General features: G+C 69.1%; 7 protein-coding genes. 1 reads left to right on the top strand and 6 read right to left on the bottom strand.

The window, feature by feature from the left end:
• Nucleotides 1-3: 3 nt before the first annotated feature.
• Entirely contained in the window at nucleotides 4-1800 is a 1797-nt protein-coding gene (locus FHR90_RS10105; RefSeq protein ID WP_183275166.1) for an ABC-F family ATP-binding cassette domain-containing protein, read from the bottom strand.
• A gap of 70 nt (nucleotides 1801-1870) precedes the next feature.
• Between FHR90_RS10105 and FHR90_RS10100 the strand changes: the two genes are divergently transcribed.
• Nucleotides 1871-2035, top strand: a complete 165-nt coding sequence (locus FHR90_RS10100; RefSeq protein ID WP_176624359.1) for a hypothetical protein — start codon at nucleotides 1871-1873, stop codon at nucleotides 2033-2035.
• Between the two features lie 121 nt (nucleotides 2036-2156).
• On the opposite strand, the gene FHR90_RS10095 is transcribed toward FHR90_RS10100, so the two are convergent.
• The 5 genes from FHR90_RS10095 to FHR90_RS10075 form a co-directional block, all read right to left on the bottom strand.
• Nucleotides 2157-3665, bottom strand: coding sequence for an alpha,alpha-trehalose-phosphate synthase (UDP-forming) (locus tag FHR90_RS10095; protein ID WP_176624357.1), 1509 nt, complete (start codon nucleotides 3663-3665; stop codon nucleotides 2157-2159).
• Between the two features lie 177 nt (nucleotides 3666-3842).
• Complete coding sequence (gene malQ / locus FHR90_RS10090) at nucleotides 3843-5852, bottom strand: 4-alpha-glucanotransferase (RefSeq protein ID WP_266152640.1); 2010 nt, start codon at nucleotides 5850-5852, stop codon at nucleotides 3843-3845.
• The gene (gene glgB / locus FHR90_RS10085; RefSeq protein ID WP_176623286.1) at nucleotides 5849-8077 is read right to left on the bottom strand and encodes a 1,4-alpha-glucan branching protein GlgB; all 2229 of its coding nucleotides are present in this window, start codon (nucleotides 8075-8077) and stop codon (nucleotides 5849-5851) included. Before glgB ends, malQ begins: the two co-directional genes overlap by 4 nt.
• 74 nt (nucleotides 8078-8151) lie before the next feature.
• Nucleotides 8152-11445 (bottom strand): maltose alpha-D-glucosyltransferase, encoded by a 3294-nt coding sequence (treS, locus tag FHR90_RS10080; protein ID WP_176623288.1) that lies wholly within the window; start codon nucleotides 11443-11445, stop codon nucleotides 8152-8154.
• A 65-nt stretch (nucleotides 11446-11510) separates the two neighbouring features.
• On the bottom strand, nucleotides 11511-14441 hold the full coding sequence (locus FHR90_RS10075; RefSeq protein WP_183275165.1) for an alpha-1,4-glucan--maltose-1-phosphate maltosyltransferase: 2931 nt from the start codon (nucleotides 14439-14441) through the stop codon (nucleotides 11511-11513).
• Nucleotides 14442-14507 lie beyond the last annotated feature (66 nt).

The raw sequence follows: 14507 nt of genomic DNA, 5'->3' as shown, positions 1-14507 counted from the left end.
GGCTCAACCCAGCGATTCGCGCTGGATCTCGAGTTCCAGCCACCGTTCCTCGGCCGCTTCGCGCGCGGCTTCGGCCTGTTCGAGGGCCGCACTGCTGCGCGCGAACGCACCCGCATCGCGCCCGTACAGGCCGGGATCGGCCAGAGTGGCACGCAGGGCCTCGATCTGTGCGGTCAGCGCCTCGATCTGCTTGAGCAGCGTCTCCAGCGCGTGCTTGTCCTTGAACGACAGTTTCGCCCGCCCGGCCGCGGCGGTGCCGCCCGCGCCCCCTCGGCCCGCCTTCGCCTCGCTGCGGGCCTCGCGGGCTGCGGGTGCTGCACGGCGCTGCGCCAGCATGTCGGAATAACCGCCGGCATACTCGATCCATCGCCCATCCCCTTCGGCCACCAGCACCGAGGTCGCCACGCGGTCGAGGAAATCGCGGTCGTGGCTGACCACCAGCACGGTGCCCGCATAGGCCGCGAGCATCTCCTGGAGCAGGTCGAGCGTCTCGAGATCGAGGTCGTTGGTCGGCTCGTCGAGCACCAGCAGGTTCGATGGCCGCGCCAGCGCGCAGGCCAGCATCAGCCGCCCGCGCTCGCCGCCCGACAGCACGCCGACCGGGGTGCGCGCCTGCTCGGGGCGGAACAGGAAATCCTTCATGTAGCCGATCACATGACGCTTCTCGTCGCCGACCTGTACCATGTCGCCGCCCCCGCCGGTCAGCGTGTCGGCCAGGGTGGCCCCCGGGTCGAGCGTGCGGCGCTGCTGGTCGAGGGTCACGGTCTGCAAGGCGCTGCCGATGGTGACGCGGCCCTGATCGGGCGCCTCCACCCCGGTCAGCAGGCGCAGCAGGGTGGACTTGCCCGCGCCGTTGGCGCCGACCACGCCGAGCCGGTCACCGCGCAGCAGCCGCAGGTCCAGATCGCGCACGATGACCTGATCGCCATAGGACTTCGCCAGACCCTCGGCGACCGCGACCAGCTTGCCGGAGGTCCCGCCGTCGCTGGCCGACATCGCCGACGCGCTGCCCGTGCGCACCGCCTCACGACGCTTCTGGCGCAGTTCCGCGAGCTCGGCGACGCGCCGCACATTGCGCTTGCGCCGCGCGGTCACCCCATAGCGCATCCAGTCCTCTTCGCGGGCGATCTGGCGGTCGAGCTTGTGGGCGTCGCGCTCCTCCTGCGCCTCGACCTCCTCGCGCCACGCCTCGAAGGCCGCGAAGCCGCGCTCCAGCCGTCGGGTGCGGCCACGATCGAGCCAGACGATGCCGCGGGCGAGCTTTTCCAGCAGGCGACGGTCATGGCTGATCAGCACCATCGCGCAGCGCATCGAGGCGAGCTCGCCTTCGAGCCATTCGATCGCCGGCAGGTCGAGATGATTGGTCGGCTCGTCCAGCAGCAGCAGGTCGGGCTCGGGGGCCAGCGCGCGGGCCAGTGCTGCGCGCCGGGCCTCGCCGCCAGAGAGATTGGCGGGGTTCTCGGCGCCGGTCAGGCCGAGCAGTCCCAGCAGCGCCTCGCCGCGGGCCGGGCTGTCCGCCTCGCCGAGCACGTCGAGCACATAGTCTCGCGTGGTGGCGAAGCCGGACAGGTCCGGCTCCTGGGGCAGATACTGCACGGTGGTGCCGGGCTGCAGGAAACGGATGCCGGAATCAGCCTCGAGCTGCCCGGCGGCAATTTTCAGCATCGTGGACTTGCCCGAGCCGTTGCGCCCGACCAGGCAGAGGCGCTCGCCGGGCTCGACGGCGAGAGCGGCGCCATCGAGCAACGGGCGACCGCCGAGGGAGTAGGTGATGTCGGACAGCGAGAGCAGGGGAGGCATGGCGCTGTTCCTGCCAGATGATATGGACGCGAGGCAATCATGCGGTGCCGGTGGCACAGGAGGACCGGCGATGGACGACGAACTCCCGCGACTGGTGACCTCCGGCTACGATGCGGCGGCGGAGGCCTCTCTTCGGCGGATCGATGCGGCGCGGCGCCATGTTCGCAAAGCGACGTTCATCGAGGTTGATATGTGCGAGGCGGACAGCTCGCGGATGACGACACCCTGCGACTGATCGGATCGGCGGGGTTGGCCATCGACATCGCACAGGTCGAACGACAGGACGACGAGGACGCCGCCTTTCTCTGGGTCCTGGCCCGAAAGCCCGCCATGGCGGGCTGACCCCGCCCCGGCGTTCAGTTCACGGACAGCGAGGTCGGCGGCACCAGGCGCAGTTCGGCGCCGCGGCGGTCGGCAGCCTTGCTGCCGACATTGGGGAAGGTCGCCGGGCTCAGATCGCCAGGACGCTGCACTCGACCCCCCTGGCTCTCGCCGCTGTCGGCGAGCGCGTTGACGAAGCTGCGGCCCCAGCCGAGGGCAGAGGTGTCCTTGATGGTCTCCCATAGCGCCATCCAGCGGTCCTGGCGCTCGGGTCGGCTCATCCGCAGCGCATTGTCGAGCGCATCGGCGATCTCGTCGGCATCGACGGGATTGACCAGCAGGGCCGCGCCGAGCTGGCGGGCGGCGCCGGCGAACTTCGACAGGATCAGCACACCCGGATCGTCGGGATTCTGCGCGGCGACGTATTCCTTGGCGACGAGGTTCATGCCGTCGCGCAGCGGCGTCACGAGGCCGATGCGGGCCTCGCGCATGTAGCCCGCGATGGTGTCGCGCGAGCCGCCGCGCGCGGTCAGCCGCAACGGCAGCCAGTCGGCCTCGCCGAAGGTGGAGTTGATCGACCCGCTCATGCGGTCGAGGTCCTCGCGCAGATACTGGTAGTTGTCGACTTCCTGCCGGCTCTCGGCGGCGATCTGCACGAACGTCATCGCGCGGCGCAGGGCCGGGCGGGTCTCCAGCAGGCGGCGATAGCCGGCAAGGCGGTGGCGCAGGCCCTTGGTCGGGTCCATGCGATCGACGCCGAGGATCAGGCTCTGGCCGTCGAGCGAGCGGCGCAGGCGCTGTGTGTCGGAGTTGTGCGAAGCGGTCTCGGCGGTGCGGGCGAACTCCTGCGGGTCGATCTCCACCGGAAAGGCGCCGACGCGGATATCGCGGCCGGCGATGCGCAGGGAGCCGCCGGGAAGGCGGGTGGCGCCGGCGATGCGATGGGCGGAGGCGGCGAAGTTCTCTGCGTCGTTGGCGGTCTGGAACCCGATCAGATCCGCCGAGAGCAGGTCGCGGATGATCACCGCCGCATCCGGCACCGAGGAGAGGATGTCGGGCGAGGGGAACGGGGTGTGCAGGAAGAAGCCGATCGGCGCGGTGACGCCGCGCGCGCGCAGGGCGGCCGGCATCGCCAGCAAGTGGTAGTCATGGATCCAGATCGCATCGTCCGGACGCAGCAGAGGCAGCAGGATGTCGGACAGGCGCTCGTTGACGGCCCGGTAGGCGGCGAGCGAGCGACGGTCGAAATGCATCTGCTCGGTCAGCGAATGCATCAGCGGCCACAGCGTGCCGTTGGAAAAATCGGTATAGTAGCGGCGGTATTCCTCATGGGTGAGGTCGACCGTCGCATACTGCACCGAGCCATGGTCGACGATGGCGGGCTTCGACGTGCTGGCGGCGTCGTCGGAGGCGCGGCCGCTCCAGCCGAACCACAGCCCGCCCTGGCGCTCCATCAGCTCGTTGAGGGCGACCGCGAGCCCGCCGGCCTTCGCGCCGGCGCTCGGGATCGTCACCCGATTGGACACCACCACCAGCCTGTTCATGCCCCATCCCCACATCAACACGACACTCCCTAGTCTCGTGCGGTCGTCCGGAACTGCGTAAGGGCAGGTGTCAGGCGTGGCGGCGCGCGATCGGAGTATCTTTAGAACCGAGATTACGCCGAATTGGCGGCAAGGGTTTGCACAAACGCCACAATCGGGAAAAAAATTTTCGACGGCTCAGCGTGCGTCCCGCCGCAGCGCGTCGAGCACCGCCAGACGTGCGGCGGTGGCGCTTTCATCGAGCAGGTGGCCGACCGGACGCGGCAGCCTGCGGCGCCAGTTCGGGTGCTGGTCGGTGGTGCCTGGCAGGTTGGGCTGCTCGATCAGCGCCAGCGCATCCTCCACCGTAAGCAGCATCAGGTGACAGGCGGCGCGGGCGGTATGGGCGATGGCGGCGGCCACCACCGGATAGGCGTCCCATCCCGGGGGGCGGGGTCCATTCGCGGCCCCGGAGGCCAGCATCGCCGACCAGAGCTGGGCGCGGTCGCGGTCGCGCTCGGCGCGCTGGTGGTCGCCGCCGCCATCGCCGAGCCGCTCGCGCCACTCGATGTCATGGCCGAGCCACCAGCCGCAGATGGTCGGCAGGTCGTGCGTGGAGGTCATCGCCGCCGCCTCGTGCGACCAGATCGAGGGTGCGTGGAAGCCGCCCCCATCGGCGTCGCGCTCGAACCAGAGCACGCGCATGCCGTTGATCGCGCCCTCATCCATCCGCGCCTGGAAGCCGTCCGGCAGGGTGCCGAGATCCTCGCCGACCACGATGGCGCGATTGCGCACCGATTCCAGCCGCAGCAGGCGCAGCATGTCGGTCTCGGGGAAATGCAGATAGGCGCCCTGTGACGACTTGCCGCCCTGCGGGATCACCCACAGCCGCGACAGCCCCATCGCATGGTCGATGCGCACGCCGCCGGCATGCGCCATCGCGGCCCGCAACATCTCGATGAAGGCGCGGTAGCCGGTGCGCCTGAGGCCGACCGGAGAGAAGGCGGTGATGCCCCAGTCCTGCCCGTCGGGTTGCAGCAGGTCGGGCGGGGCGCCGATCGACAGGCCGATCAGGCTCTCCTGCTGGTGGCTCCAGCAATGGCTGCCGCCCGGATCGGTGCCGACGGCGAGATCGGAGATCAGGCCGATCGACATGCCGGCCTCGCGCGCGGCACCCTGGGCGGCGGCGAGGCCAAGCCCGGCCTGATACTGCGCCCAGGCGTGGAAACTGACTTCGTCGGCGTGCTCGGTGGCGAAGGCGGCGATTTCGGGGGAATCGGGGGTGCGGAAGGGCTCTGGCCAGTCGCGCCAGTTCCACGAGCCACCCTGCTGGCGCCAGAGGTGCTCGTGCAGGGCCTCGAAAATGGCATGGCGTTCGAGGGCGACGCCCTGGCTCTCACGCCAGGCCATGAAGTCGGGGGCCTGACGGGCGTGCGCGAACTGACTGCGGAGGGCCGCCATCCTGTCGAGCCCCACCGCCGGCCAGTCGATCAGGTCGAGCGCCTCGAGTGCGGGGGCGGCGGTTTGCGTGGCCACGTGGATGACGTTGAACATCACCCGGCTGGACGGCGCGTAGGGGCTGAAGCGGTCGGGGTCGGCGCTGAACTGCGCGTGCACCGGCGAGATGGCCAGCGCATCCGCACCGTGGGCGGCCGCCTCGCGGGCGAAGCCGGCGAGGGCCGCATAGTCGCCGACCCCGCCATCGCCCGTCCGGCGCAGGCTGTAGAGCTGCACGGCAAGGCCCCAGGGGCGGTGGCGGTCGGAGGCGAGGTCCTCGATGTCGAAGCAGCGATGCGGAGCGACGGCGAGCTGGCCGGAATGTTCGCCGCAGGCCCAGACATGATAGCCGATCGCCCCGGGCGCGGTGAGGATCGCACCGTCGGGGCCGGGCTCGAGCGTGGCTTCCAGGGTGGTGCCGTCCTCGAGGGTGAGGCGGCAGGGGCGGGCGGGATCGACGTCGCGCCCCAGCGCCACCCGCCCGCCCGGATCGGCGGTCAGCAGCGGCAGCGAGGAGGCGGTCTCGCGGTCGAGGCGGGCGAGCGAGGCAGCGATCGCGTCGTCATCGCCGGCATCGAGGCCGAGATGGCCCAGAATGGCACGCAGATCGGACTCCGCGACCTCATGGTGTCGCGAAAACACGTCCTGCCAGCCGATCTGGACCCCGGCCCGCTCGCACAGGGTTCGCAACGCTTCCGGCAGCGCACTCACGAATGACGCTCTGGCGCCAGATACAGCGTGGCCAGAGGCGGCAGGGTCAGGGCGAGCGAATGGGGCTGGTCGTCCCAGCCCGGTCCGTCCGCCCAGGCCGAGCCCGAATTGCCGACATTGCTGCCGCCATAGCGCTCGGCATCGGTGTTGAGGATCTCGACCCACCTGCCCGGCAGCGGCACACCGATGCGGTAGTCGTGGCGTGGCACGGGGGTGAAGTTGCACACCACCAGCACCGGGTCGCGGCCATCCTCGGCGCGGCGAAGCCAGGCGAACACGCTGGCCTCGGAATCGTGCAGCTTGAGCCAGGTGAAGCCCGCGCCATCGGGGTCGCGCCGGTGCAGGCCGGGCTGCGCGCGATAGGCCGCGTTGAGATCGCCGATCAGCGCCTGCATGCCGCGATGCTCGGGGCGGTCGAGCTCGCCCCAGTCGAGCCCGGCATCATGGTTCCACTCGCGCCACTGGGCGAACTCGCCGCCCATGAACAGCAGCTTCTTGCCGGGATGGCCCCACATGAAGCCGTAATAAGCGCGCAGATTGGCGAAGCGCTGCCAGTGGTCGCCCGGCATCTTGCCGATCATCGAGCCCTTTCCGTAGACCACCTCGTCATGGGACAGCGGCAACACGAAACGCTCGGAAAAAGCATAGACCAGGCCGAAGGAAATCTCGCCATGCGCCCATTTGCGGTAGATGGGCGGCTGTTCGATGTAGTGCAGCGTGTCGTGCATCCAGCCCATGTTCCACTTGAAGTCGAAACCGAGGCCGCCCTCGTCCGCCGGGCGGGTGACGCCGGGGAAGGCGGTGCTCTCCTCGGCGATCAGCACCGCGCCGGGGGCATCCTCGCGCACCGCGCGCGACAAATCCTGCAAAAACGCGATGGATTCGAGATTTTCACGTCCCCCGTAACGATTGGGGACCCATTCGCCGTCCTTTCGGCTGTAGTCGCGGTACAGCATCGAGGCGACCGCATCCACGCGCAGCCCGTCGACATGGTAATGCTCGAGCCAGAACAGCGCCGAGGCGATCATGAAGCCGCGCACCTCGTTGCGGCCGAGATTGTAGATCAGCGTGTTCCAGTCCTGATGGAAGCCCTCGCGGGGATCCTCGTGCTCGTACAGCGCCGTGCCATCGAAGCGGGCGAGGCCGTGCGCGTCGGTGGGGAAATGCGCCGGCACCCAGTCGAGGATGATGCCGATCCCCGCATTGTGGGCGCGGTCGACGAAGCGGGCGAAGCCCTCCGGCGGGCCGAGGCGGGAATTGGGCGCGAACTGGCCGAGCGGCTGATAGCCCCAGGAGCCGCCGAACGGGTGCTCCATGATCGGCATCAGCTCGATATGGGTGAATCCGAGTTCGGTGATGTAGGGCAGCAGCCGGTCGGCGAGCGCGTCCCAGTCGGTCGTCGCCGCCTCGCCGCCGGGCAGCCAGGAGGTGGCGTGCATCTCGTAGATCGAGATCGGCGCGTCGGCCGCCTGATGTGCGCCGCGATTGGCCATCCAGTCGCCATCGCTCCATTTCGGGGTGAGGGCTGCGACGATCGAGGCGGTCTGCGGCGGTTTCTGCGCCGCCCAGGCGCAGGGGTCGGCGCGCAACGGCAACAACTCGCCTGACGGGCCGACAAGTTCGTATTTGTAGAGCGCGCCCGGGCCGACACCGGGAACGAACAGCTCCCAGACGCCGCATTCCACGCGCTTGCGCATCGGCAGGGTGCGCCCGTCCCAGGCGTTGAAGTCGCCCACCACGGAAACGCGTTGCGCATTCGGCGCCCAGACCGCGAAACGGGTGCCGGCGACGGCATCACCGAAACGGTCGGCGATGGTCATCGGATGGGCGCCCAACACCTCGCCGAGCCGGCGATGCCGCCCCTCGGCGAGCAGATAGACGTCGAGATCGCCCAGGGAGGGACCGAACGCATAAGGGTCGTCGATGACGCGCACGACGCCGGCGCCGTCATCGACGCGCAACCGGTAACCCTGATCGGCGGGAATGCGGGCGCTGAACAGCCCCTCTGGCCGCACGCGGGTCATCTGCGACAATGTCAGCGAGGTCGCGCGGGCGATGACCTCCACCGACGCCGCGCCCGGCAGGAAGGCCCGCACCACCAGCCCGCCCTCGACCGGATGCGGGCCGAGAAGCGAGAACGGATCACCGTGTCTCGCCGCGAGCAGGCTGTCGATCGCCGCCGGATGCGGTGTGTCGACAGCGGAGGCGGCGGTCAGCTCGTTCATGGACGGGTCTCCCTGTTGGGCAGGTCAACGCGGCCGGAACGCCGACGGTTTATTCCCCGACGACAACACGTCACTCATCGCGCCAGCCGTTCGGCGAGACGGGCGAGGCCCGAGAGCGGGATGCCGAGCCAGTCGGGACGGTTGGCGGCCTCGTAGCGGATTTCGTAGGCGGCCTTCTCGATCAGGAACAGGTCGATCAGCGCCGTCTCCGCCGCGCCCGTCACCCAGGGGCGTTCGGTGGTGCCCAGTGTGGCGCGATAGGCGGCGAGAAAGGCCTCCGATGCGGCGGGGACGAACCCGTCGATGACCTGGGCGTGGCGGTCTTCGAGATGCGCACCCACCGAGGCGCCGCGCGCGGATGCGGTGGCGGCGGCGTAGCTGAACGACCGCAGCAGGCCGGCGACATCGCGCAGCGGGCTCGAATGGCTGCGCCGCTGGGCCATGGTCTTGGCCGGCTCGCCCTCGAAATCGATCAGATAGGCATCGCCGCCGGAGACCAGCGCCTGGCCGAGATGGAAATCGCCATGCACGCGGGTGCGCAGACTGCCGATGCCACTGGCGGCCAGACGATCGATCGCCGCCCGCAATGCGCCGGCATGGGTCTCCACGGTATGGCGGTCGGCCAGCAGCGTCTTGTCCTGGCTGTCGAGGCGGGCAAGGGCGGCGAGCGCGCCATCGAGCTGCTCGCGCGCGCCGTCGGCCCAGCCGGCGACATCGGCTTCGGTGGCCGGGGCGGGGGCGAAGGCCGGTTCGTCATCGGCGGTGGCGAACACCGCGTGCAGTTCGGCGAGCCGGGTGCCGAGTGCCGCGGCAAAGCCGGCATAGTTGGCGAATGCGTCGGCATGCTCCTCGGGATCGTTGGCGAGCTGCGCGAGGTAGTCGAGCGTCCAGTGCCAGCCATCGCCCTGGTTGCGCACGAAGCCCTGCAGCAGCATCAGCGTGTTCGGCGTGCCGTCCGCGTCGATACGGGTGACCTCGCCGAGCAGCGGCGGCGTGTTGGCGTAGCCGCGATGGGTGAGGTAGCGCGAGATCTCGGCTTCCGGGTGCACGCCCGGCAGCACATGGCGGACGATCTTGACCACGATCTTGTCCGACACGATCAGCGACGAATTGGACTGCTCGGCCGACAGGCGCCGGATGTCGAGCGTCTCGCCGGCGAGATCCGCCCCGTCGATCTCGGCGAGCCGGTCGGTGTGGCTGAAACGCAGCGCACCGCCCTCGATCGGCAGTTCGGCCGCCTCGCGCACCAGGGCGAGGATGCGGCGGACGAAATCGTCGGAAGCGAAGGTATCGGTGATGTAGCCGACCAGCGGGCCGCGACGGATGCGCGACAGGGCGAGTTGCTGGGCGAGGGCGGAGGCGTGGTCCTCGGCGACCACGGCCAGCGGGATCGTGTAGCGGCTCGCGCCGCCGCCGGCCGAAGCGGTCTCGACCTCGGCGAACAGCAGGTTGTTGTCGCGGATGTCGGTCAGCGGCAGCACATAGGCGATGCGAACGGCGCCGAGCTTGCTGTCCTTGCCGGCGAACCAGCGGCGCTTGGGCAGATACGCCGGCAGGATGTCGGTCTCGAACAGCTCGCGCGTGGACCCCTGGGCGATCTCGCGGAAACGGTCGCGCACGATGATGGTCTGCAGGTCGGGAAGCGGCTCGGGCGTGGGCGTGTGCCAGTCGGGCAGCGCGTTCTCGGCGTTGAGCGAGAACCAGTAGAACCCGTAGGGCGGCAGGGTGAGCAGGTAGGTCAGCTCACCGATCGGCGGGAAGGCCGAGCCGCCCACCGCGTCGATCGGCACACGACCGTGGAATTCGGCCAGGTCGAGCTCCACGGCCTGTGCGGCGCGCGACAGGTTGTAGACGCACAGCACCGTCTCGTCCTCGAACTCGCGCAGATAGGCCAGCACCTTGCGGTTGGCGGGATAGAGGAAGCGCTGCGTGCCGCGGCCGAAGGCGCGATGGCGCTTGCGCACGGTCAGCATCCGCCGCGTCCAGTTCAGCAGACTGTGCGGATCGGCGTCCTGGGCCTCGACGTTGACCGCCTGGTAGCCATAGATCGGGTCCATGATCGGCGGCAGCACCAGGCCTGCCGGATCGGCACGCGAGAAGCCGCCATTGCGATCGCCCGACCACTGCATCGGCGTGCGCACGCCGTCGCGGTCGCCGAGATAGATGTTGTCGCCCATGCCGATCTCGTCGCCATAGTAGATGACCGGCGTGCCGGGCATCGACAGCACCAGCCCGTTCATCAGCTCGATCCGCCGCCGGTCGCGCTGCATCAGGGGCGCGAGGCGGCGGCGGATGCCGAGATTGATGCGGGCGCGCTTGTCGGACGCATAGGTCTCCCACAGATAGTCGCGCTCCGACGAGGTCACCATCTCCAGCGTGAGCTCGTCATGGTTGCGCAGGAACACCGCCCACTGGCAGTTGGCCGGGATGGCCGGGGTCTGGCGCATGATGTCGGTGATCGGGAAGCGGTCCTCGCGGGCGATCGCCATGTACATCCGCGGCATCAGCGGAAAATGAAACGACATGTGACATTCGTCGCCATCGCCGAAGTACACCTGCGCGTCCTCCGGCCACTGGTTGGCCTCGGCGAGCAGCATCCGGCCCGGCGCATAGGCGTCAATCTCGGCACGCACCCGCTTGATGACCTCGTGGGTCTCGGGAAGGTTCTCGTTGTTGGTGCCGTCACGCTCGACCAGATAGGGGATCGCATCGAGACGCAGCCCGTCGATGCCGAGATCCAGCCAGAAGCGCATCACCGAGAGCACTTCCTCCATCACCGCCGGATTGTCGAAGTTCAGGTCCGGCTGGTGGCTGTAGAAACGGTGCCAGAAATACGCACCCGCGACCTCGTCCCAGGTCCAGTTCGATTTCTCGGTGTCGAGAAAGATGATGCGCGTGCCGGCATATTTCTCATCGGTATCGGACCAGACGTAGAAATCGCGCTCCGGCGAGCCGGCGGGCGCGCGGCGGGCGCGCTGGAACCACGAATGCTGGTCGGAGGTGTGGTTGATGACCAGCTCGGTGATCACCCGCAAGCCGCGCTCATGGGCGGCGGTGATGAAGTTGCGGATGTCGGCGAGCGAGCCGTAATCCTCGTGCACGCCGCGATAATCGGCGATGTCGTAGCCGTCGTCGCGCCGCGGCGAGGGATAGAACGGCAGCATCCACACCGCGGTCACGCCGAGATTGACGATGTAGTCGAGTTTCGCGTTCAGCCCGGCAAAATCGCCTACACCGTCGTTGTTCGCATCGAAGAACGACTTGATATGGAGCTGGTAGATGACCGCATCCTTGTACCACAGCGGATCCCCGATCGGCGCCAGCGAATGGGTCGGGGTGGTGGAGGCGGTGGCGGCGGTCTGGCTCATGTGGTCGGGCTCGTTCGATGGCTGGCGTTTGTGGCGTGGCGGGCGGGAGGGTGAAACGCGGCGTGTCAGGTGACCAGACGCCACAGGATGAAGGGCATGTCCGGCGTCAGCCGCAGATCGTGCCAGGCGCCGTCGAGACCGAAGCGGACGCCGCTCATCAGATCCTCGATCTCGACATGCGCCTCGCCGGGCAGGCCGGATTTCCACAGCGGCAGCTCGATGCGGGTGTCGTGGATGGCGTGCGGGTCGAGACTGACGAAGCAGCAGATGACGTTGCCGCGGTCGTCGGTGGCCTTCTCATAGGCGATCACCGCCGGATCGCTGGATGGCAGGAAGGCGAGGCCGCCGGTGCGATGCAGGGCCGGGTTGGCGCGGCGGATGTGGTTGAGACGGGTGATCTCGGAGACGATGTTGCCGGGCCGCGCGGTGTCCCAGGCGCGGAGCTGGAATTTCTCGCTGTCGAGATATTCCTCCTTGCCGGGTGCGAGCGGCGTCGCCTCGCACAGTTCGAAGCCGTTATAGACCCCCCACAGCCCCGACAGCGTGGCGGCGAGGGCGGCGCGGACCAGATGACCGGCGCGTCCACCGGTCTGCAGGAAGGTCGGGTTGATGTCGGGCGTGTTGACGAAGAAATGCGGCCGGAAATACTCGCGTTCGGGACCGGTGGTGAGCGTGGTGAGGTATTCCTCCAGCTCGGGCCGCGTGTTGCGCCAGGTGAAGTAGGTGTAGGACTGCGAGAACCCGATCTTGGCAAGGCGGTTCATCACCTTCGGCCGCGTGAACGCCTCGGCCAGGAACACGGCATCGGGGAAGCGCGCGCGCACCTCGGTGATCATCCATTGCCAGAACGGCAGCGGCTTGGTGTGCGGGTTGTCGACGCGGAACAGCCGGATTCCCTGCCCGGCCCAGAACAGCACCACCTTCGCCAGCGCCACCCACAGATCCGGGATCGCGCCCTCGGCGTAGAAATCGACGTTGACGATGTCCTGATACTTCTTGGGCGGATTCTCGGCGTAGCGGATCGACCCGTCGGGGCGCCAGGCGAACCAGTCGCGATGCTCGCGCAGCCAGGGATGGTCGGGCGAGCACTGGATGGCGAAGTCGATCGCCAGCTCGAGCCCATGCCCGGCCGCGGCCTCGCGCAGGTGCAGGAAGTCCTCCAGCGTGCCGAGTTCGGGATGCAGCGCGTCGTGGCCGCCCCCTGCGGTGCCGATCGCATAGGGGCTGCCGGGATCGCCCTCGGCAGGGGTCAGGGTATTATTGGGGCCCTTGCGGTTGGTGCGGCCGATCGGGTGGATGGGAGGGAAGTAAAGCACGTCGAATCCCATCGCGGCGATGCGCGGCAGATGGCGTTCGACATCGGCGAAAGTGCCGTGACGCGAGACGTCGTCGCTCATCGAGCGTGGAAACACCTCGAACCAGCTCGCGAACCCCGCACCGGTACGTTCCGCATCGACTGTGTACACACCGGTGACACACATGCCGGGGCGGGTGTCGGCGCGGCGCATGGCGTCCGCGGTCTCGGGTGCGAGCAGCGTTTCCAGACGCGTGGCCTCGTCGGCGCCATCCATCGTGTAGAGCGGTCTGGTGAGCGGCCAGTCCAGTTCGTCCCCCTGATGGCGGGCGCGGGCGGCCACGATCTGCTCGGTGCCCTCCTGGATCTCGAGCGCGATCGGCACGCCCGCGGCATGTTTCTTGGCAATCTCGTCGCGAAACGTCTCGTAGGCATCGCGCCAGCCCAGCACGCGGAACTCGTAGAGGCCGAGGGTCGCCACCGGAAAGCTCGCCTGCCAGCGGTCATTGCCCAGCGGCACCATCGCCACCTCGTTCCACGCCGGATCGCCCAGCGCGTTCTGCATCGGTCCGCGCCACTGCACCGCGCCGGAGAGCTTGTCGTGGCCGTCGCAGATCAGGTCGGCCTCGACCACCACCCGCTCGCCGGCGATGCGCTTGACGGGGAAGGCGCCATCATCGACCGCGGGCGAGATCGCCTCGATCGCCACCCGCGCGAGCGAGGCGGCCGCCGCGGCCCGTGCGGAACTGATCGCCGGGTTGGGTCGCGCCGGCAGCCTGGTCGCGGCAAACTCCGCCGACGCACCGGGCGCCAGCTCCACCGGCCGCCCGGGCACCAGCTCGATGCCGTCCGCCGAGACGAAGGGCCCGAACAGGCCGCCGATACCGGGCAGGAACGTCGCGGGGTCGATCAGCGCCGTACGATCGGCGCCGGTGTTGAGCAGATGCAGCGTGGCGGCCTGCGCCAGGCGCGGATCGCCTGCACTGCCCAGCGTGACCAGCACCGACGCCTCCGGTGCAGACAGGATTTCGCGGATCTCGGACACGGCCGGGGGGGTCTCCATGTTCGGGGTGTGGGCACCGATGAGAGGGATGGCGAGCGCCCGCGCGAGGGACGCGGCCAAGCCGCCCGCATCGACGGCGACGACAGGCGCGATCGCGCGCAGCCGCATCAGCAGATACCCGAACCAGGCGCTGCGCCCGTCCCAGGCGCCAAGCGGGCAAGCGAGCGCATCGGCGACAGCGAAGGCCGGCCAGTGCTGGGTGTCGCATCCGGCCATGTCGACGATCAGCCACCGTCCGGGCGCCGCCTCGCGCAGCCCGGCGAGCACGAGACCGGTCGCCCAGCCGGGGATCTCACCCCATCCGCGCAGAATGGCGCCTTTCGCGCCACCCGCCGCCATCGCCTCGCCCCATACGCGACCAAGGGCCTGGGCGGCGGCTTCGTCAGTGATGTGCAGCGTGGCGAGATTCGGCAGCTCGCCGCGGGGATCGAGCCGCCGCGCGCGGTCGGGAGGCCGGTAGGCCCGCGTGGCAAGACCGGTGGGAGTGCCGTCGATCCGAGCCATCGGCAGCTCGACGACCGCATCGCGCCACGATGCGGGGGGGCAGGTGACCCAGGCGGCCGGCAGGGGGGCGCCTGACGCGACAAGGGTCGCTCCATGCAGGGTGGCGATCGGGTCGTGGCTGTCGACCATGTCCATCTCGCCTCCCTCACTTGTCCGGCTTGGTGTTCAACGCCGGGTGTTTTTCCCCGGTTGCGTGATCCG

This window comes from Endobacter medicaginis, from assembly GCF_014192375.1.
Lineage (GTDB): Bacteria > Pseudomonadota > Alphaproteobacteria > Acetobacterales > Acetobacteraceae > Endobacter > Endobacter medicaginis.
The sequence above is the reverse complement of the archived record's forward strand: the minus strand, read 5'-3'. Positions and strand labels throughout refer to the sequence as shown.

What these genes read in the sequence shown, in the direction of transcription:
- FHR90_RS10105 (WP_183275166.1), bottom strand. Translation starts at nt 1,800, where the DNA reads ATGCCTCCCCTGCTCTCGCTGTCCGACATCACCTACTCCCTCGGCGGT.
- FHR90_RS10100 (WP_176624359.1), top strand. Translation starts at nt 1,871, where the DNA reads ATGGACGACGAACTCCCGCGACTGGTGACCTCCGGCTACGATGCGGCG.
- FHR90_RS10095 (WP_176624357.1), bottom strand. Translation starts at nt 3,665, where the DNA reads ATGAACAGGCTGGTGGTGGTGTCCAATCGGGTGACGATCCCGAGCGCC.
- glgB (WP_176623286.1), bottom strand. Translation starts at nt 8,077, where the DNA reads ATGAACGAGCTGACCGCCGCCTCCGCTGTCGACACACCGCATCCGGCG.
- treS (WP_176623288.1), bottom strand. Translation starts at nt 11,445, where the DNA reads ATGAGCCAGACCGCCGCCACCGCCTCCACCACCCCGACCCATTCGCTG.
- FHR90_RS10075 (WP_183275165.1), bottom strand. Translation starts at nt 14,441, where the DNA reads ATGGACATGGTCGACAGCCACGACCCGATCGCCACCCTGCATGGAGCG.